The organism is Streptomyces sp. NPDC050388 (assembly GCF_040655635.1).
In the GTDB taxonomy this organism is placed as follows: domain Bacteria; phylum Actinomycetota; class Actinomycetes; order Streptomycetales; family Streptomycetaceae; genus Streptomyces.
In genome coordinates, this window is sequence record NZ_JBFAKH010000055.1 from 36617 (window position 1) to 54281 (window position 17665).

General features: G+C 72.8%; 19 protein-coding genes and 1 riboswitch. Of the genes, 11 read left to right on the forward strand and 8 right to left on the reverse strand.

Annotated features, from left to right (window positions below):
• Nucleotides 1-152 precede the first annotated feature (152 nt).
• Complete coding sequence (locus tag AB0I73_RS27435) at nt 153-380, forward strand: (2Fe-2S)-binding protein (RefSeq protein WP_109378089.1); 228 nt, start codon at nt 153-155, stop codon at nt 378-380.
• 11 nt (nt 381-391) lie between these two features.
• Here AB0I73_RS27435 and bfr read toward each other — a convergent pair whose 3' ends face one another.
• Nucleotides 392-910, reverse strand: a complete 519-nt coding sequence (bfr, locus tag AB0I73_RS27440) for a bacterioferritin (RefSeq protein WP_363041633.1) — start codon at nt 908-910, stop codon at nt 392-394.
• 184 nt (nt 911-1094) lie between these two features.
• Here bfr and AB0I73_RS27445 point away from each other — a divergent pair, with 184 nt between their 5' ends.
• Nucleotides 1095-1742 (forward strand): sulfite oxidase-like oxidoreductase, encoded by a 648-nt coding sequence (locus tag AB0I73_RS27445; RefSeq protein ID WP_363041635.1) that lies wholly within the window; start codon nt 1095-1097, stop codon nt 1740-1742.
• Between the two features lie 34 nt (nt 1743-1776).
• Here AB0I73_RS27445 and AB0I73_RS27450 read toward each other — a convergent pair whose 3' ends face one another.
• The 5 genes from AB0I73_RS27450 to thiO form a co-directional block, all read right to left on the reverse strand.
• Nucleotides 1777-2664, reverse strand: coding sequence for a deoxyribonuclease IV (locus AB0I73_RS27450; protein WP_363041637.1), 888 nt, complete (start codon nt 2662-2664; stop codon nt 1777-1779).
• Between the two features lie 48 nt (nt 2665-2712).
• Complete coding sequence (pknB, locus tag AB0I73_RS27455; RefSeq protein ID WP_363041639.1) at nt 2713-4683, reverse strand: Stk1 family PASTA domain-containing Ser/Thr kinase; 1971 nt, start codon at nt 4681-4683, stop codon at nt 2713-2715.
• 233 nt (nt 4684-4916) lie between these two features.
• Nucleotides 4917-5711, reverse strand: a complete 795-nt coding sequence (locus AB0I73_RS27460; RefSeq protein WP_363041641.1) for a thiazole synthase — start codon at nt 5709-5711, stop codon at nt 4917-4919.
• 2 nt (nt 5712-5713) lie between these two features.
• Nucleotides 5714-5962: a sulfur carrier protein ThiS gene (gene thiS, locus AB0I73_RS27465; protein WP_363041643.1), complete on the reverse strand. Its 249-nt coding sequence runs from the start codon at nt 5960-5962 to the stop codon at nt 5714-5716.
• On the reverse strand, nt 5959-7143 hold the full coding sequence (thiO, locus tag AB0I73_RS27470; protein WP_363041645.1) for a glycine oxidase ThiO: 1185 nt from the start codon (nt 7141-7143) through the stop codon (nt 5959-5961). The genes thiS and thiO overlap by 4 nt, the downstream gene beginning before the upstream one ends.
• Nucleotides 7141-7252: riboswitch (TPP riboswitch) on the reverse strand. (Overlaps the previous gene by 3 nt.)
• Nucleotides 7253-7301: 49 nt before the next feature.
• Between thiO and AB0I73_RS27475 the strand changes: the two genes are divergently transcribed.
• The 6 genes from AB0I73_RS27475 to AB0I73_RS27500 all read left to right on the forward strand — a co-directional run bounded on the left by AB0I73_RS27475 (nt 7302) and on the right by AB0I73_RS27500 (nt 12399).
• Nucleotides 7302-7652, forward strand: coding sequence for a hypothetical protein (locus AB0I73_RS27475; RefSeq protein ID WP_363041647.1), 351 nt, complete (start codon nt 7302-7304; stop codon nt 7650-7652).
• A gap of 32 nt (nt 7653-7684) precedes the next feature.
• The gene (locus AB0I73_RS27480) at nt 7685-8926 is read left to right on the forward strand and encodes an FAD-dependent oxidoreductase (protein ID WP_363041649.1); all 1242 of its coding nucleotides are present in this window, start codon (nt 7685-7687) and stop codon (nt 8924-8926) included.
• Nucleotides 8927-9034: 108 nt separating this feature from the next.
• Nucleotides 9035-9400, forward strand: coding sequence for an Rv2175c family DNA-binding protein (locus AB0I73_RS27485; protein WP_363041651.1), 366 nt, complete (start codon nt 9035-9037; stop codon nt 9398-9400).
• Between the two features lie 215 nt (nt 9401-9615).
• Entirely contained in the window at nt 9616-10302 is a 687-nt protein-coding gene (gene thiE / locus AB0I73_RS27490) for a thiamine phosphate synthase (RefSeq protein ID WP_363041653.1), read from the forward strand.
• A 106-nt stretch (nt 10303-10408) separates the two neighbouring features.
• Nucleotides 10409-11332 (forward strand): methylenetetrahydrofolate reductase [NAD(P)H], encoded by a 924-nt coding sequence (gene metF / locus AB0I73_RS27495; protein WP_363041655.1) that lies wholly within the window; start codon nt 10409-10411, stop codon nt 11330-11332.
• Between the two features lie 56 nt (nt 11333-11388).
• A complete protein-coding gene (locus AB0I73_RS27500; protein ID WP_363041657.1) occupies nt 11389-12399 on the forward strand; it encodes a hypothetical protein in 1011 nt (336 codons plus the stop codon).
• Between the two features lie 40 nt (nt 12400-12439).
• Here the strand turns inward: AB0I73_RS27500 and AB0I73_RS27505 are convergent, their stop codons facing one another.
• Together AB0I73_RS27505 and AB0I73_RS27510 are read right to left on the reverse strand one after the other, a co-directional pair.
• Complete coding sequence (locus tag AB0I73_RS27505) at nt 12440-13972, reverse strand: NAD(P)/FAD-dependent oxidoreductase (RefSeq protein WP_363041659.1); 1533 nt, start codon at nt 13970-13972, stop codon at nt 12440-12442.
• Between the two features lie 453 nt (nt 13973-14425).
• A complete protein-coding gene (locus AB0I73_RS27510) occupies nt 14426-15055 on the reverse strand; it encodes a TetR family transcriptional regulator (RefSeq protein WP_363041661.1) in 630 nt (209 codons plus the stop codon).
• 192 nt (nt 15056-15247) lie between these two features.
• Here AB0I73_RS27510 and AB0I73_RS27515 point away from each other — a divergent pair, with 192 nt between their 5' ends.
• The 3 genes from AB0I73_RS27515 to AB0I73_RS27525 all read left to right on the forward strand — a co-directional run bounded on the left by AB0I73_RS27515 (nt 15248) and on the right by AB0I73_RS27525 (nt 17523).
• Nucleotides 15248-15850 carry an SAV_6107 family HEPN domain-containing protein gene (locus tag AB0I73_RS27515; protein WP_363041663.1) on the forward strand — a complete coding sequence of 201 codons (603 nt, stop codon included), beginning with the start codon at nt 15248-15250 and terminating at the stop codon, nt 15848-15850.
• Between the two features lie 195 nt (nt 15851-16045).
• Entirely contained in the window at nt 16046-16816 is a 771-nt protein-coding gene (locus AB0I73_RS27520; protein ID WP_363041665.1) for a methyltransferase, read from the forward strand.
• Nucleotides 16817-17109: 293 nt separating this feature from the next.
• Nucleotides 17110-17523, forward strand: coding sequence for a DUF3040 domain-containing protein (locus AB0I73_RS27525; protein WP_363041667.1), 414 nt, complete (start codon nt 17110-17112; stop codon nt 17521-17523).
• The last annotated feature ends 142 nt before the right edge of the window (nt 17524-17665 follow it).

Consider the following 17665-nt stretch of genomic DNA (forward strand, 5'->3'; position numbering starts at 1 on the left):
CTGCCGGAACGGCGAGGGGTGGGGCACGGATCACACAGGATCGGTGCCCCACCCCACTTTTGTGCCATCCGGACGGCAGGTAAGGTTAGGTTAGCCTCACCGATCAGGGGTCGGTACGGCACGACCCAGAACTATGTCGGGAGGTGGACCGCGTGTTCGTCTGCAGCTGCTTCGGAGTGACCGAGGAACAGGTGAGGAGCCACGCGGACGCCGGGGCCTGCACTCCCCGGCAGATCGCCTCCGCCTGCAAGGCGGGCACCGACTGCGGCGGCTGCGTGCGCCGCATCCAGGCGCTGCTCGGGCGTGGCGCCTGCCCCCGTCGGCAGCAGGCCGGCCAGGACCGGCCGCCCCTCACGGCGGAGCTTCCCGAAGCCGCATAGGCCCGGTCGCCCTAGTGGGTCGAGAACCCGCTCGTCCCCGGGCCCGAGGGGTCCGGCTGCGACTGCTCGATCACCGTCGACAGATACAGCGCCTCGCCCAGCTTCTCGATGAGCTCCAGCTGGGTGTCCAGGTAGTCGATGTGGTGCTCCTCGTCGGCGAGGATCGCCTCGAAGATGTTGGCGGACGTGATGTCGTTCTTGGTGCGCATGACCTCCACACCGCGGCGCAGGCGGTCGATGGCCTCGACCTCGATCTGCCGGTCGGCCTGGAACATCTCCGTCACCGTCTGCCCGACCTGGACGTGGAAGAGCCGCTGGTAGTTGGGCAGGCCGTCGAGCAGCAGGATGCGGTCGGTGAGGACCTCCGCGTGCCGCATCTCGTCGAAGGACTCTGCGCGCGTGTACTCGGCGAGCTTGGTCCAGCCTTTGTGGTCCTGCAGCTTCGAGTGCAGGAAGTACTGGTTGATCGCGGTCAGCTCGGCGGTCAGTTGCTCGTTGAGGAATTCGATGACCTCGGGATCGCCCTGCATCGCAGCGGCTCCTTCCACACGGATGAACGGGCCAGATGCGCCGCATGATTCCACCGGCCGAGAAGATCGTCCAGTAAGTACATACTTACTGAGTAAGGGTGCACTCATTGCGGTTTGGCGGATATTGTCCGACTTCATGGGGCCCCGGTCCGATGCGTCGCACCGGGTCTGTCAGGATGGAAGCATGGGTCAGCCGGCGGAACACGAATCGGGGGAGCGCACAGCAGGGGGAGCGGCGAGGTTCGAGCTTCCGCCGGGGCAGCGACTGCAGAAGGGCTGGCCGGTCACGCACTACGGGCCCGTCCCCAGGTTCCGGCCCGAGCGCTGGGAGTTCAGGGTGTTCGGCGCCACCGCCGACGGCGACAAGCACTGCTGGAACCACGAGGAGTTCACGTCCCTGCCGTACCGCAGCGTCGTGGCCGACCTGCACTGTGTCACGAAGTTCAGCATGCTCGGCGCCGAATGGGGCGGGATTCCGGCCCGTACCCTCCTGGAACTCGCCCCGCCCGCGCCCGACGTCACCCATGTGATGGTGTGGGCCGAGTACGGATACAGCTCCAACCTGCGGCTGGCGGACTTCTCGTCCGAGCATGCCCTCTTCGCCACACACAAGGACGGCGAACTGCTGACCGCCGAGCACGGGTTTCCGCTCCGTCTGATCGTCCCCCACCTCTACGCCTGGAAAGGGCCGAAGTGGGTCCGCGGCGTGGAGTACATGACCGCCGACCGCCGCGGCTTCTGGGAGGAGCGCGGCTACCACAACATCGGCGACCCCTGGAAGGAGCAGCGCTACTCCTACCAGGAGGAGCCAGGGGACGGCCCCGAACTCTGACCGGGGCCGGGCACCCGGGCCCCTGAACTGCGGATCAGTGGCCCCCCTGGTCCCGGAGTTTCTTCAGCCGCTCCACGTCCGCCGCATGCCCCTCCTTGCCGCCGGGCGTCTCGATGACCAGGGGCACGCCCTCGGTCGCCGGGTGCGTCATCAGCGCGCGGAACGGGTCCTCGCCGATGTGGCCTGCGCCGATGTTCGCGTGACGGTCCTTGTGCGCGCCGACCACGTCCTTGGAGTCATTGGCGTGGATGAGCTTCAGCCGCCCCTCGCCGACCGTGTCCACCAGCAGATCCAGTGTCCGGTGCATCCCGCTCGGCCCGGTCAGGTCGTGGCCGGCCGCGAAGACATGGCAGGTGTCCAGGCAGACACCCAGCTTCGGATGGGCGTCCAGCACCTCGAAGTACGGACCGAAGTCCCGGATCAGGGAGCACAGGGAGGCGCCCTGGCCGGCCGTCGACTCCAGCAGCAGGAACGGGTCGTCGTCGTGGGTGAGCTCGTCGAGCAGCGGCAGCAGGTGCTCCCGTACCTGCCTCAGCGCCACCGGCCGCTCCCGTCCGCCGGTCGCGCTGCCGGTGTGCACCACCACACCCAGCGCCCCGATCTCGCGCCCGCGCCGCAGCGAGTGGCGCAGCGACTCGGCGGACCGTTCGACGGTCGCCTCGGTGTGGGACCCGAAGTTGATCAGATACGGAGCGTGCACGTACGCCGGGATCGACCCGGCCGCACACGCCTCGCGGAACGCCGCGTCCTGCTTCGGGTTGCCGGTCGGCGTCGCCCAGCCGCGCGGGTTGGCGACGAAGACCTGCACGGCCTCCGCACGCAGCTCGCGGGCGTAGGACAGGCCGACGGAGTGCAGACCGCCGGCCACGGGGACATGGCTGCCGACCGGGTTGCGGGCGGGGCCGGACAGGTGACTCTTCACCCTTCCAGGGTGTCATGCCCCGGGTCGCCGAAGCCCCTGAGCCCCACGTCAGCGGATCTTGAGGGTGATCGTCGAGCCCTTGGGCGCGGTGTCCCCGCCGGACACGGACTGGGCCTTGACGGTGTCGCCGAACAGACCGAGCAGCCCGCGGTCCTCCTTGACCTGGAACCCGGCACCCTCCAGCTTCCCGGTGGCCTCGTCCACACTGTCGCCGACCACGTCCGGGACCGGGACCATCTCGGGCCCCTTGGACAGCGTCAGTGTCACACTGTCCCCCTCGGCGGCCTCACGGCCGGCCTCCGGGCTCTGCCGGGCCACCCGGCCCGCGTCGTGCTCGGAGGTGACCCGCTCGGCGGCGATACTCACCTTGAGGCCGGCCTCCTCCAGCTCGGCGCGCGCGGCGTCCAGGTCCTGGCCGACCACCTCGGGGACGTCCACCGGGCTGCCCTTGCTCACGGTGAGCGCCACCGCCGAGCCCGCACGGACCTTCGTGCCCTTGCCCGGCCCGGTGGAGACCACGAAGCCCTTGGACACGTCCTCACTGAACTCCCGGGTGACCATGCCCGGTTCCAGGCCCGCGTCCTTCAGCACGGACCGCGCCTTGTCCAGCCGGTAGCCGTCGACATCGGGCACCCGCACGGTCTGCGGCCCCTTGGAGAGGGTGAGCGAGACCGAGTCGGTGCCGCGGATACGGGCACCCGCCTCGGGATCCGTGCTGATCACCGTGCCCCGCTCCACGGTGTCGCTGTACGCCTCCTCGACCTGGCCGACGCCCAGCCCGGCGTCCGCCAGCCGCTCCCGGGCCTCCTTCTCGGTCTTCGCGAGCAGCGGCGGGACCCGGGTGAACTGGCCGGAGTTGATGTACCACACGCCGGCCCCGGCGCCCAGCACCAGCAGCACGGCGACGACGACCGCCATCGGGCCGCGCCGCAGCAGCGACACACCGCGCCGGGGCGGCGGCGCCGGGGACTGGAGGCGGCTGGTGCGGCGGACCTCGTCGACGGGCAGCGGGCGGGATGGGGGTCCCCCCGCTCGTGCGAAGCCGAGAGTGGGGGAGAAGCCGAGAGTGGGGGACGTCAGTGCGCGCGGGATGACGCTCGTACGGTTCTCGGAACCCCGGGCGGGCTGGTCCTCCGACGCCAGCGCCTGCGGCGGCAGCGCGTCCAGCTGCTCGTCGTCGAGTCCGCCGCGCGCCTCGCGGACCTGTGCGAGGAGCGCCACCGCGTCGTCCGGGCGGACCTCCGGGTTGCGCGCGGTCGCCGAGGCGACCAGCTCGTCCAGCGCGTACGCCATACCGGGTACGGCGGCCGACGGCGGCGGCACGTCGTCGTGCAGGTGCTTGTAGAGCACGATCGCGGGGGAGTCGCCGTCGTGCGGCTTCTCACCGGTCAGCATCTCGTACAGCAGGATGCCGCACGCGTACACGTCCACGCGGGGGTCGGCGCTGCCGCTCTCGATCTGCTCCGGCGCCAGGTACGAGACCGTGCCCAGCACGGTGCCGGTGGTGTTCGTCACCGTGTCCACGGCCCGGACCAGCCCGAAGTCGGCGACCTTGACCCGGCCGTCGTCCCCTATCAGCACGTTCTCGGGCTTCATGTCCCGGTGCACGAACCCGGCCCGGTGCGCGGCGCCGAGCGCGGCCAGCATCGGCTCCAGGATGTCCAGCGCGGCCCGCGGCTGCAGCGCACCGCGCTCGCGCAGCACGTCACGCAGGGTGCAGCCGGCGATGTACTCCATCGCCAGGTAGACGTACGCCCCGTCGGTGCCCTGGTCGAAGACCTGGACCACGTTCGGATGGGCCAACCGGGCGACCGACTTCGCCTCGCGGATGAACCGCTCGACGAAGGAGCCGTCGGCGGCGAGCGCCGGGTGCATCACCTTGAGCGCGAGCACACGGTCCAGGCGGGTGTCCACGGCCCGGTAGACCGTGGCCATCCCGCCGACCGCGATCCGCGCCTCGACGCGGTACCGGCCGTCGAGCAGCTGCCCGACCAGAGGGTCCTGAAGGGTCGTGTCCACGCTGGGAGTCTACGAGGAGCCGCCGACAGAGCCGGTCGGATCGGTCCGGATCGATCCGGAACGGTCCCGGATCGGGGCGCGACTGCAGCCGACCTGTGACGCACCCCACGAAGGGACGCCCCACGACCACCGACGGTGCTCGGTCCGGCGGCCACCGACGGTGCTCGGCCCCACGAGGAGCCCGCACCTCTCGACCGACCGGAAACGGGTGGTGCGCGGGTGGGAGAACCCCCTCAGAACGCCGGCCGCTCTGGATCCAGCACGGCAAGCCCCTCCGCGGGAGAGGACGCCTCGGCGAAGTGCCGCCGCGGAATCCGCCCCGCCCGCCGCGCCAGCCGTCCCGCCTCGACCGCGCTCCGCATGGCGGCGGCCATCAGCACCGGCTCCTGCGCCCGCGTCACCGCCGAGGCGAGCATCACGCCCGCGCACCCCAGCTCCATCGCCAGCGCCGCGTCCGACGCCGTACCGGCACCCGCGTCCAGGATCACCGGCACGCGCGCGTGCTGCGTGATCAGCTCGAAGTTGTGCGGGTTGCGGATGCCGAGCCCCGAACCGATCGGCGAACCGAGCGGCATGACCGCCGCACAGCCGGCGTCCTCCAGCTTCCGTGCCAGCACCGGGTCGTCGTTGGTGTACGGCAGCACCGTGAACCCGTCGTCGACCAGGGTCTCGGCCGCCTCCAGCAGTTCGACGGGGTCCGGCAACAGGGTGCGCTCGTCGGCGATGACCTCCAGCTTGACCAGGTCGGTGCCGAGTGCCTCCCGCGCGAGACGGGCGGTGAGCACCGCCTCCCCGGCGGTGAAACAGCCGGCCGTGTTCGGCAGCACCCGGATGCCCAGCCTGTCCAGCACCGAGAGCACCGAGCCGTGCACAGAGGGGTTCACCCGCCGCATCGCGACGGTCGTCAGCTCGGTCCCGGACGCCACCAGCGCCCGCTCCAGCACCTCGAGGCTGGGCGCCCCGCCGGTGCCCATGATCAGACGGGACGTGAAGGACGTACCGCCGAGGACGAACGGATCGTCGGCCATGATCAGCCTCCCTGCACGGCGGTCAGGACTTCCACCCGGTCCCCCTCGACGAGGGGCGTGAGCGGCCACTGCGCGCGCGGGACGACCGTTTCGTTGAGGGCGGCGGCCACCCCGGAGTGCGCCTCGGTGAGCGTGCCGACCAGCGCGTCGAGCGCCGTGCCGGGAGCCACCTCGCGAGGCTCCCCGTTGACCGAGACCATGACCGGGGCGTGCGCGGGAGTGTGCGTCGACGTGTCCACAGGAGGGTTCATGCGGGTTGCTCCGTGAGTGCGGCGGCGGGCGCGGTGAACCGCCGGGGGGTGAAGGGGCGGGCCTCCGCCGGGAGTTCACCGGTGGCCAGGAACTCCGCCAGAACGTCGCCGGTGACCGGAGTGAGCAGCACGCCGTTGCGGTGGTGCCCGGTCGCCAGGACCAGCCCCTCGAGCCCGGACGGACCGAGCAGGGGCGCGTTGTCGGGGGTGCCGGGGCGCAGCCCGGCCCGGGTCTCGGTGAGCGGCAGCTCGGTGATGCCGGGGACCAGTTCGTGGGCGTCGCGCAGCAGCTCGTACACCCCGCCCGCGGTGACGGTCGTGTCCCAGCCCTGTTCCTCGCTGGTCGCCCCGATCACCAGCTCCCCGTTCTCGCGCGGCACCAGGTACACCTGGCTGCCCCGCACCACCGCACGCACCGTCCGGCTCAGGAACGGACCGAACCGGTCGGGCATCGCCAGCCGGAGCACCTGCCCCTTCACGGGACGCACGGGAGGCAGCAGGTCCGCGGGGACGCCCGCGAGCCGCCCGCTGAGGCTGCCGCCGGCCAGCACCACCTGCCCGGCGGCCAGCCCGGTGCCGTCGGCGGTGACCACGCCCGTGGCCCGCTCCCCGGAGACGGTGAGCCGGTCGGCCCACGCGCGGTGCAGGACCACGCCCGCCCGCTCGCAGGCGGTCACCAGCGCCGCCGCCAGCCGCCGGGGGTCGATCTGGTGGTCGCCGTCCACCCGCAGCCCGCCGCGCACACCGGGGGCGAGCATCGGTTCCAGGCGCCGGCACTCCCGTCCCGACAGCCACTGCGCGTCGAGCCCCGACTGCTGTTGCAAGGCGTGCAGTTCGCGCAGATGGGCGCGGTCGTCGGCGTCCAGCGCGACCGCGAGGGTGCCGCACCGGCGGTAGCCGAGGTCGTGGCCGGCGGCCTCGGTGAGCTCGGCCGCGAAGTCGGGGTAGCGGAGCGCGGAGGCGAGGTTCAGGCCGAGCAGGGTCTGCTCGCCGTAGTGCAGTTCCGTGACGGCGGCCAGCATCCCGGCGGCCACCTGGGCGGCGCCGCCGCCCGGTTCGGGGTCCAGCACGGTGGTGGCCAGCCCGCGCTGCGCGGACCGCCAGGCCGTGACCAGGCCGATGACGCCGCCCCCGACGACGAGGACGTCGGGGGAGCGCTGCGAGGTGTGTGTGGGCGGCATGGGCGTCCAGCCCCTCCCTTCGCCGGCATGACCCGGATCAGGTGCATACGGTCGGAGGCCGCCAGCCTCCCTCTCAGCCCGGTGCGTCCGGGCTCCCGCGAGTGTCTTACGGTGGCCACCCTAGCCTCCGGATCAACGAACGTGTAGGGAGCCTTCGCATGGCTGGTTCGCTCGACGGTCTCGTCCTCGCCCCCGTCGCCGACCAGGCGCCGGGCCAGGTCGGCACCCGCACCCGGTTCGCGTACCACGAGCGGGACGGCGGGATCTGGGCCGAGTACGCGGGCGGTGACGTCGTCCGCGGGTACCTGGTGGGCACCCGGGAGGGGGACCGGCTGGACTTCCGGTACGTGCAGCTCAGGCAGGACGGCACCACCTCCTCGGGCCACTGCGTGTCGACGGTCGTGGAGCTGCCCGACGGGCGGGTGCGGCTGGAGGAGACCTGGGAGTGGGAGTCGCAGCAGGGCAGCGGGACCAGCGTCGTGGAGCAGCTCACGGGACCCGGAGACTGACTGACCGATGGTCAGGTGTCTATGGTGATCAGGTGAGCGAGCAGACGCAGGAACGGGGACCGTCCGAGCCGCGGCGCGTGGTGGTGACGGGGGCCGGAATGGCCGGCGTGCAGACCGCCGTCGCCCTCCGGGAGCAGGGATTCACCGGCACCGTGACGCTGATCGGCGCCGAACCCCACCAGCCGTACGACCGGCCTCCCCTGTCCAAGGCGGTGCTGCTCGGCAAGGCGGAGGGTTCCGCCTTCGACGTCGACTTCGAGGCGCTCGACATCGAACTGCGGCTCGGCTGCGAGGTGCTCGGGCTGCGTCCCGCCGACCACGAACTGGACACGGAGGCCGGGCCGGTCCCCTACGACGTCCTGGTCGTCGCGACCGGTGCCGAACCGGTCCGGCTGCCGGGCGCGGACGGGGTCCCGGGCGTCCATCTGCTGCGCACCCTGGACGACGTCGAACGGCTGCGGCCGGTGCTCGCGGGCCGCCAGGACATCGTGGTCGTCGGCGCCGGCTGGATCGGCGCCGAGTTCGCCACGGCGGCGCGCGAGGCGGGCTGCGCGGTCACCGTCGTGGAGGCGGCCGACCGGCCGCTGGCCGAGGCGCTGCCCGCCGAGGTGGCCGCCCCGATGACCGCCTGGTACGGCGACGCGGGGGCGGTGCTGCGCACGCACGCGCGCGTGGAGCGCGTCGAGCCCGGCGCGGTGGTGCTGGACGACGGCTCGCGACTGTCCGCGGGCGCCGTCGTCGTCGGGATCGGGGCCCGCCCCGCCACCGCCTGGCTGGCCGGCTCCGGGGTCGAACTCGGCGAGCGCGGTGACGTGGTCGCCGACCCTCACCTGATGACCTCCGTCCCGGACGTGTACGCGGTCGGCGACTGCGCCTCCTTCCCCTCGGTGCGGTACGGCGAACGCCTGCTGGTGCACCACTGGGACAACGCCCTGCAGGGCCCGCGCACGGTCGCGGCGAACATCCTCGGGGCGGCCACCGGTGAACCTCCGGCGGTGTACGACCCGGTGCCGTACTTCTGGTCCGAGCAGTTCGGCCGCTTCGTCCAGTACGCCGGGCACCACGCGGACGCCGACCGGACGGTGTGGCGCGGGGACGCCGACGGGCCGGCCTGGACGGTCTGCTGGCTCCGCGCCTCCCGGCTGGTCGCGCTGCTCGCGGTGGGCCGCCCCCGCGACCTGGCCCAGGGGCGCCGGCTGATCGAGGCGGGCACGGTGCTGGACGCGGAGCTGCTGGCCGACCCGGCGAGGCCGCTGAAGTCGGCGAAGGGGTGACCCCCGGGCCCGTCCGGCCGACACGTCCGTGCACGGTGATCCGCCGGACGGACCCCGGGCGGAGGGGCTCGACTTCCGACTGTCAGTGCCAGATGGCACGCTTGTCCCGTGACCGAGATTGACGCAAAGATCGATGCTCTCGTCCCAGCCTGGCTCCCCCTGCCCGACATCGCCGAGATGCTCGGCGTCGAGGTGACGCGCGTCCGGCAGCTGGTCAAGGAGGGCCAGCTCATCGCCGTGCGCCGAGGTGAGAACCGCGCACTGCACGTCCCCGCCGCCTTCATCGACGGGGACAAGGTCGTCAAGGGCCTCTCCGGCACCCTGACGCTCCTGCGGGACGACGGTTTCACGGACGAAGAGATGCTGGAATGGCTCTTCACCCCCGACGAGAGCCTGCCGGGCACGCCCGCGCAGGCGCTGAGCGAGAACCGCGGCACGGAGGTGAAGCGCCGCGCCCAGGCGCTCGCCGTCTGAGCCCGCGACGAAACACCCGGACCCGGGCCCGTACCCGCATCGGGGCGGGAACCCGCATCCGGCTGTGAACCGTCGCCCGGCGCCGCTGTCCCAGGGCGCCGGGCCCGGGTCCACGACCGTCCGGCACCCCGTGCCGGAGTCCGCCGTGGGCCGCGCTCCACCCGGCCCCGGGCCCGCCCCGGTCCGGCCGCCACCGACACACGGGGGACACCCGCATGCCAGTTACTTCCGCAGGCACTGCCGCCGGCACCGTCGCGCGCGCCCGGCTCTCCGACGCCCTGGTCTATCTCTGCACCGACGCCCGCAAGCGGCAGGGCGATCTCGTGGAGTTCCTGGACGCGGTCCTGGCCGGCGGCGTCGACATCGTGCAGCTGAGGGACAAGGGCATGGAGGCCGGCGAGGAGCTGGAGCACCTGGCGGTCCTCGCGGACGCCTGCGCCCGGCACGGCAAGCTGCTCGCGGTGAACGACCGCGCGGACGTCGCCCACGCCGCCGGCGCCGACGTACTGCACCTCGGCCAGGGCGACCTCCCCGTCCCCGCGGCCCGAGCCGTCCTCGGTGAGGACGTCCTGATCGGCCGCTCCACGCACGCCGAGTCCGAGGCGGCCGCGGCGGCCGTGCAGGAGGGCGTGGACTACTTCTGCACCGGTCCCTGCTGGCCCACCCCCACCAAGCCCGGCCGCCACGCCCCCGGCCTCGACCTGGTCCGGTACGCCGCCGCCCTCGGCACCGACCGCCCCTGGTTCGCCATCGGCGGCATCGACCTCGGCAACCTCGACGAGGTGCTGGAGGCCGGAGCCCGCCGGGTCGTCGTCGTACGGGCCATCACCGAGGCGGACGACCCGGGCGCGGCGGCGTCCGAGTTCGCGAAGCGGCTGCGGGCGGCGTCCGGCGCCCGGTGACCGGGTTCGTCTCAGGTTTGTCCAAAGGGCGGACAAGAAAGCGGCCAATCGGGCAAATAACCCTCATTCGGTTGGGGGACCGCCGCCCCCTGGCTAACCTGCCGGTATGGCCCTCGGAACCGCATCGACCAGGACTGATCGCGCACGCACCGTGCGCGACATGCTCGCCGCCGGAAAGACGACGTACTCGTTCGAGTTCTCGGCGCCGAAGACCCCCAAGGGCCAGCGGAACCTCTGGAGTGCGCTGCGCAGGGTCGAGGCGGTCGCCCCGGACTTCGTTTCCGTCACCTACGGTGCCGGGGGCTCCACCCGCGCGGGCACGGTCCACGAGACCGAGCAGATCGTCGCGGACACCACGCTCACCCCGGTCGCCCACCTCACCGCGGTCGACCACTCCGTCGCCGAACTGCGCAACATCATCGGCCAGTACGCCGACGCCGGGATCCGCAACATGCTCGCCGTGCGGGGGGACCCGCCCGGCGACCCGATGGCCGACTGGATCCCGCACCCGCAGGGGCTGACCTACGCCGCCGAACTCGTCCGGCTCATCAAGGAGTCGGGAGACTTCTGCGTCGGTGTCGCCGCCTTCCCGGAGATGCACCCGAGGTCGACCGAGTGGGACACGGACGTCGCGCACTTCGTCGACAAGTGCCGGGCGGGCGCCGACTACGCGATCACCCAGATGTTCTTCCACCCCGAGTCGTACCTGCGTCTGCGTGACCGAGTCGACGCGGCGGGTTGCGAGACACCGGTGATTCCCGAGGTCATGCCGGTGACCAGTGTGAAGATGCTGGAGAGGTTGCCGCAGCTCAGTAACGCGTCGTTCCCGGATGCCCTGAAAGAGCGGATCCTCGCAGCGGCGGACGATCCGGCGGCGGTACGCTCCATTGGCATCGAGTTCGCCACGGAGTTCTGCGCGCGGCTGCTGGCCGAGGGAGTGCCCGGACTGCACTTCATCACGCTCAACAACTCCACGGCGACGCTGGAAATCTACGAGAACCTGGGCCTGCACCACCCACTGCGGGCCTAGACCGGTCGCACCGGTGTACGACACACTGCGGAGCGACCGCTGGGAGAGGGGCGTACATGGGCTGGACGGTCCTCTACATCGCGTTCGGAGTGGTCGCGTTGTGGCTGCTCGGCGAAGTGTTGTTGCAGTACAAGGCACGCCTGCGCTGGCGACTGCTCGCCTTCGCCGGCTTCCTGGGCGTCGTGCTCGGCGTGCTGATCCAGGCCGTCCTCGTCATCGGACTGGGTGCCGCGGCCTTCGCGATCGGCCAGACCTACGTCACCCTGTCGTTCCGCCGCGGCTTCGCGGCCGGCTGGGCGGTCAACGCCCCGGCACTGGCCGCCGTCAAGGGCGGCCGGGCTGACCGCGGGCGGCAGGAGCCGACCCTGGAGGTCTCCGGCCTGGAGGCCACCGGCGACGGCTATGACGGCGGGGACGGCTATGGTGACGAGGCCGCCGCCTACCGCACCGACCGGAACGCCCACGCCGCGGACGACTACGACCGCGACGACGTGTTCACGCCGGCGCGCACCGAGCAGTCGACGGCCGCCGAGACCACCGCCGTCTACGAGCCGCAGCCCATGCCCGACGACACCGGCTCGTACGGCGTCTACGGCGACAGCGGTGACAACGGTGACAACGGGTACGGCACCCCGGCCCAGGACCAGTACGCGGCGACCGCCCAGAGCCCCGACCAGGGCTATGCCACCGACCAGAACTACGCCTACGACTACTCCGGTTACGGCCGGCAGCAGGCCGCCTACGACAGCACGGACCAACAGCAGCAGTACGCCGCCTACTCCGACCCGTACATCGGCAACTCGAGCTATGGCGACGCCTCGTACGGCACCGGTTACACCGACCCGCAGCAGTACGGCCAACAGGGCTACGGCCAGGACCAGTACGGCGCCACCTACGGCAACGAAACCCCGGCCGGCGGCCTGTGGGTCCCGCAGCAGCGCAACGCCGACGACCTGTACGGCGGTGAACTCCCGCAGGAGCAGCCGTACCCGTACCAGGGCGACGGCCAGACGGGCCAGGCGTCCGGGAACGGCAACGGGTACGACGAGCAGCAGTACCGCTACTGATCCGCCCGGAGCCGGCCGGATCCGAAAGCGTCCCCGCCGTTCACTGGGAGCCGCGGAACTCCGGACCCTCCACGATCAGGCCGGCGACCAGCGCGCCCGACATCCCGGCGTGCGGCAGCCCCCCGCCGGGGTGCGACCAGCCGCCGACCGTGAACAGCCCCGGCAGGCGTGTGCCGTTGGACGGGTGGAGCAGCCGTCCGCCCGCCGCGGCGAGCGCCGGTACGGGCACCGCTCCGCCCTCCGCGCCCGTCGCCTCCGCGATGTCGGCCGGGGTGCGCACCTCGTGCCGGATCAGACGGTCGCGCAGGCCGGGCACCGCCCGCTCGGCAGCGGTGATCATGCGCTGCGCGTGCTCGTCCAGGCCCGGCCCGGCGCCCGGGGGCACCACCGAGGTGAGGGTGACCGCCTCGTGGGCGCCGTCGGGGACCAGCGCCGGGTCGTCGGGCCGCAGGACCGTGACCGTGGGGTGTGCGGGCAGGCTCGCGGGGGAGCCGGTCAGGGACTCCAGTTCGGCCTCCCGGTCCTCCGCGTGCACGACCGTCCGGTGCGGTGTCCCCTCCGGACGCCCCCCGCGCAGCGCCAGCAGCACCGTCAACCGGCTCGCCGCCCCGGTCCTGCCCGGGACCTCTCCGTCACCGCGCACCGGTGTTCCCCGGGTCAGCCGGTCCAGCACCGCGGGCGTCACCCCGGCGACCACGTGGTCCGCCTCAGCGACCGTCCCGCCCCCGCTTCCGACCCCGGAGGCCGGGGAGGGGCCCCCGGTGAACTCCACGCCCGCCGCCCGGCCGTCCTTCTCCAGCACGCCGGTGACCTCGGCGCCGAAGTGGAACTCCACCCTGCGGGCCACGCACCGCTCGTACACCGCGCGGGCCAGTTCCCGCATGCCGCCGCGGACGTACCAGGTGCCGAAGGCGTGCTCCATGTACGGCAGCACCGCCGCGCTCGCCGGTGTGGACCGGGGGTCGAGGCCGTGCTCGAGCGCGTAACTCCCCAGCAGGGAGACCAGCCGGGGATCGCGCAGCTCCCAGGCACCGATCTCGGCGAGCGTGCCCGCGGTGCGCGTGCGCAGCAGCTTCTTGTGGGGGACGGCCGGGTAGGGCTCGCGGTCGGCGAGCACCCGCCAGTTGGGCCACAGCGGCTCCTCCAGGAGCGGTCTGCGGGTCCTGTCCCAGGCCTCGCGGGCGCGCACCAGGAAGTCGCCCCAGCGCTGTCCGGCAGTGGGGCCGAGGGCCTCCTGCAGGGCGGAGACGACGCCCGCGCGGGACGCGTTCGGCAGCGAGACACGCGTACCGTCCGCGAACACGTGGTGGGACGACGGGTCGACCTGGACCAGGTCGACGCAGGCGTCCAGCGGTTCCTTGCCGGTCTTGACGAACAGATCGCGGTAGACCGCGGGCAGTGGGAGCAGCCCGGGGCCGGTGTCGAACGCGAAGCCGTCCCGCTCCAGCCGGCGCAGCGCACCGCCGTACGTGTCCGTCCGCTCGTACACCGCCACCCGGTGGCCCGCGACGGCCAGCCGGGCAGCGGCCGCCATCGCGCCCATCCCGGCGCCGATCACCGCAATCCGTGCCATGCCAGGGACTTTATCCGCACCCGCTGACACCCCGGCCCCGAGTACCGGAGCCCCCGCTCCGGTGACCAGCCGACGGCACGGCGTGGTGGGGGCGGGTGCGCAGGCCTGAGTATCCGTACCTAGTTCCCGAGATGAGTACGCGCGCGGATGGGCCACGACCTGCGGAAACGAGAAAGTGGAGAGCACGGAGAGGGGGCACGGCTCCGGAACCGGCGACACGGGGCGCCGGAAACGGACCGGCCCGCGATCCGCTCCTTCCGCCGGCGTCGTCGGCGGGAGCGAGGCACGGGGGTTTCGGGGGACGACCGCAACGGGGGCGTACAGGGGGAACCACGGGGGAACAGGAAGGTGCCGGTCCGGCAGTGGCTCGCGGGGGGACGCAGCCACCGCCGGACCGGCGCTTCCGTGCGCGCCGGGGGCACCCGACCGGGCGGCTCCGCCCGGCCGGCCGGTTCAGTGGCGGCCGCCCACGTGTCCCTGCAGCAGCCGGGACAGCGCAGCGTGCACCTCGTCCAGGGAGCGCTCCGGCTGGAAGGACCGCCAGTCGAGCGCGGCCACCAGCACCATGCCGACCAGCGCCGCCGCCGTCAACGGAACGTCGGTCTCCGCGCTGAACTCGCCGCTCTCCACGCCCTCGCGCAGCACGTCCTCGACGACCGCCACGGCCTGCTGCCGGACCACCAGCAGCGTGGACTGCCAGGCCCGGTTGGTGCGCCACAGTTCGGCCACGTACAACTGGGTGAAGGCCGGGTAGCGGTCGATGAAGACGAGCCCCGCGCGGATCATCGCGTCCAGTGCGTCGCCCCTGCCGCCGCCCTGGAGGGCCGTCCGGTCGGCCGCCTCCCGCAGCGAGGCGGCGAGGAGCCCGACCCCGTGCCGCAGCAGTTCCTCGAAGAGGACCGACTTGCTCGCGAAGTTGTAGTAGACCGTGCCCTTCGCGACCCCTGCCCGCTCGGCGATCTCGTCCACCGTGGTGGCGGAGAAACCCTGTTCGGCGATGAGGGTGACGGCCGCCTCGTAGAGCTTCTGCCGGGTGGCCTCGCGGCGGGTGCTGCCGCCCGAGGCGGTGCTGCTGCGTTCCATGGCCCTGATTGTCACAGGACCGCCGCCCCGCCCCTCCACAGGCTCGGCCCAGGGGGCGGCCGGTCCGGGCCCGAACTTTCGATCGAAGCGAAAGTCCAGGTCAGAACGGATTGTCAGTGCCATACCGCACGATGAGCACATACGGCACCCGGTAGCAGGGGATGCCGTCACGAAGACGACAGGAGGTTCGTCATGGCCCACTCCTCCGCAGCGGCCGCCCGTCGGCGCCGCGCAACCGGCCCTGCCCCCTCACTGACCGGCCCGGCGGACGACGTCCACCCCGTGCTGCGCCGTGCCACCGCCCCGCCCGCCGCCCTCGACCTGCTCGCCCAGGCCCGTGCCGGACTCGACGAGGCCGCCGTCCTCGACACACCCAACGAGCGCTATGCGACGGCCCACCTCGCCGCGCTGCGCACCGCCGCCGCCGTGCTCGCCGCGCGGGGACGGCCCGAGACCTCGCCCCGGGCCCGGAGCAGGATCCGCAGCGCCTGGGAAGTGCTCCCCGAGATCGCGCCCGAACTCACCGAGTGGAGCGCCTTGTTCGCTTCGGGCGCCCGGCGTCGCGCGCGGGCCGAGGCGGGCATCCGGGACGCGGCGAGCGGCCGGGACGCCGACGACCTGATACGGGACGTGACGATGTTCCTGCGCCTGGTGGAGCGGATACTCGTCCTCCAGCCGGTCCTCCCGCAGCCCCGCAGCGACGCGGAGCACCCGAACCGCACCGCCCCCACCACCCGCCCTGCCGGCCACGGCCCCGGCGACGGCACGGACCGGGACATGCCCGACGCCGGCTGACCCGCGCGGGCGCACCGGCGCCCGCCGCCGCGGGGCGGCCCGGGGCACCGCCCCGCGGTGGTGGGGGAGCGTGCCGCAGGCAATAGGGTGGAAGACGCCTGAAGCCTCCGCCGTCCTTACGCATGTCCGGGCCGGGGAGGCAGCCCGATCGCTCCGCCGTGAATGAGGCGGTGCCGCGCCGAGGAGTCAACTGCCGTGTCGGACACCCTGCGCCCCCGCGCCGCTCTCCGTACCGCCGTGGTCTGGGAGATCCTTCAGGACGCCCTGCAGCGCCGGACCGAGGCGACCGGCCGGCCGGCGCTGGACGTCCTCGACACCGGCGGAGGCAGCGGCAACTTCGCGGTGCCCCTGGCCCGTCTCGGCCACCGGGTCACCGTCGTCGACCCCAGTCCCAACGCGCTGTTCGCCCTGGAGCGCCGCGCCGTCGAGGAGGAGGTCGCCGACCGGGTCAGGGGCGTCCAGGGTGACGTGCACGGCCTCTTCGACGTGGTCGAGCGCGGCGGCTACGACGCGGTGCTGTGCCACGGCGTCCTGGAGTACGTCGACGACCCGGCCGAGGGCGTGCGCAACACGGTGGCGGCCCTGCGTCCCGAAGGCGTTCTCAGCCTGCTCGCCGCCGGCCTCGGCGGCGCCGTGCTCGCCCGCGCCCTCGCCGGTCACTTCAAGGAGGCCCGGCAGGCGCTCGATGACCCGAACGGCCGATGGGGCACGGGCGATCCCGTACCGCGCCGCTTCACCGTCGACCAGCTCACCGGTCTGGTCGAGGACGCGGGACTGCGGGTCGGCGCCGTGCACGGGGTGCGGGTCTTCGCCGATCTCGTCCCCGGCGTGCTCGTGGACACCGAGCCCGGAGCCCTGGACGCGCTGCTGAAGCTGGAGGCCGCGGCGGCGGAACTCGACGCCTTCCACTCCGTGGCCACCCAACTCCATGTGCTCGGTGAGGCGCGGGGGACCACCGGGGCCTGAGCGATCGCCTGTGACGCGCCGCTGATCAGCGGCGCGCCCGTCGGCCTGCCTGCGCATGGAGTGCGCCACAGGCCCCCCGAATGGCGGCGGGGCACCGTATGATCGAGGGAGACCGACCGGCATGACGGCTCGGCCATCGGGGAATGAGAAGTCTCGAGCGGCCCGGGGCGCGCATGGCGGGTTCCGGTCGGCCAATTGGCGCAGAGGGGCGGGTTTCACGGGGTCGATTCCCTGCCTATCCTGAAGGGACCCCCCCGGGTCGCCCCGGCGACTTGCACGATGAGGAGGACGCCGTGCCGCTCTCGGAGCACGAGCAGCGCATGCTCGAGCAAATGGAGCGAGCGCTGTACGCCGAAGATCCCAAGTTCGCGTCGGCGCTCGAGGGAAGTGGCCTCCGTACGTACACCCGTCGGCGGGTCTACCAGGCGGTCGCGGGCTTCCTCGTAGGTATTGCGCTCCTCATGGCCGGGATGGTCGCCCAGCAGGTCTGGCTCAGTGTGGTGGGCTTCCTCGTCATGCTGGGCTGCGCGGTTCTCGCCGTGACGGGTTGGCGCAAGGCCCCCAAGCCCGGTGAGCAGGCCGTCAGAGCCGAGGGTTCCGCGGGTCCGCCGCAGTCCGGCCGTCAGGGCAGGCAACGGCGCTCCGTGATGAATCGCATAGAGGAGCGCTGGCAGCGCCGCCGCGACGAACAGGGCGGCGGGCAGTAGCTCCCGCGGACAGCCCCCAGGCATCTGAAGACATGGATCAGGGGGTGGCCACCGGCTCGGTGGCCACCGCGGCCCGCCGCGGGCAGACGCTCGCCCAGATGGCGCTGGCCTGGGCCCTGCGGGACCGGCGTGTCACCTCGCT

Excerpts from the sequence above, each read along its gene's own strand:
- bfr (WP_363041633.1), bottom strand. The coding sequence starts at position 910 with ATGCAGGGCGATCCCGAGGTCATCGAATTCCTCAACGAGCAACTGACC.
- AB0I73_RS27445 (WP_363041635.1), top strand. The coding sequence starts at position 1,095 with ATGGGTCAGCCGGCGGAACACGAATCGGGGGAGCGCACAGCAGGGGGA.
- AB0I73_RS27460 (WP_363041641.1), bottom strand. The coding sequence starts at position 5,711 with ATGGCCGACGATCCGTTCGTCCTCGGCGGTACGTCCTTCACGTCCCGT.
- thiS (WP_363041643.1), bottom strand. The coding sequence starts at position 5,962 with ATGAACCCTCCTGTGGACACGTCGACGCACACTCCCGCGCACGCCCCG.
- thiO (WP_363041645.1), bottom strand. The coding sequence starts at position 7,143 with ATGCCGCCCACACACACCTCGCAGCGCTCCCCCGACGTCCTCGTCGTC.
- AB0I73_RS27475 (WP_363041647.1), top strand. The coding sequence starts at position 7,302 with ATGGCTGGTTCGCTCGACGGTCTCGTCCTCGCCCCCGTCGCCGACCAG.
- thiE (WP_363041653.1), top strand. The coding sequence starts at position 9,616 with ATGCCAGTTACTTCCGCAGGCACTGCCGCCGGCACCGTCGCGCGCGCC.
- metF (WP_363041655.1), top strand. The coding sequence starts at position 10,409 with ATGGCCCTCGGAACCGCATCGACCAGGACTGATCGCGCACGCACCGTG.
- AB0I73_RS27500 (WP_363041657.1), top strand. The coding sequence starts at position 11,389 with ATGGGCTGGACGGTCCTCTACATCGCGTTCGGAGTGGTCGCGTTGTGG.
- AB0I73_RS27505 (WP_363041659.1), bottom strand. The coding sequence starts at position 13,972 with ATGGCACGGATTGCGGTGATCGGCGCCGGGATGGGCGCGATGGCGGCC.
- AB0I73_RS27510 (WP_363041661.1), bottom strand. The coding sequence starts at position 15,055 with ATGGAACGCAGCAGCACCGCCTCGGGCGGCAGCACCCGCCGCGAGGCC.
- AB0I73_RS27515 (WP_363041663.1), top strand. The coding sequence starts at position 15,248 with ATGGCCCACTCCTCCGCAGCGGCCGCCCGTCGGCGCCGCGCAACCGGC.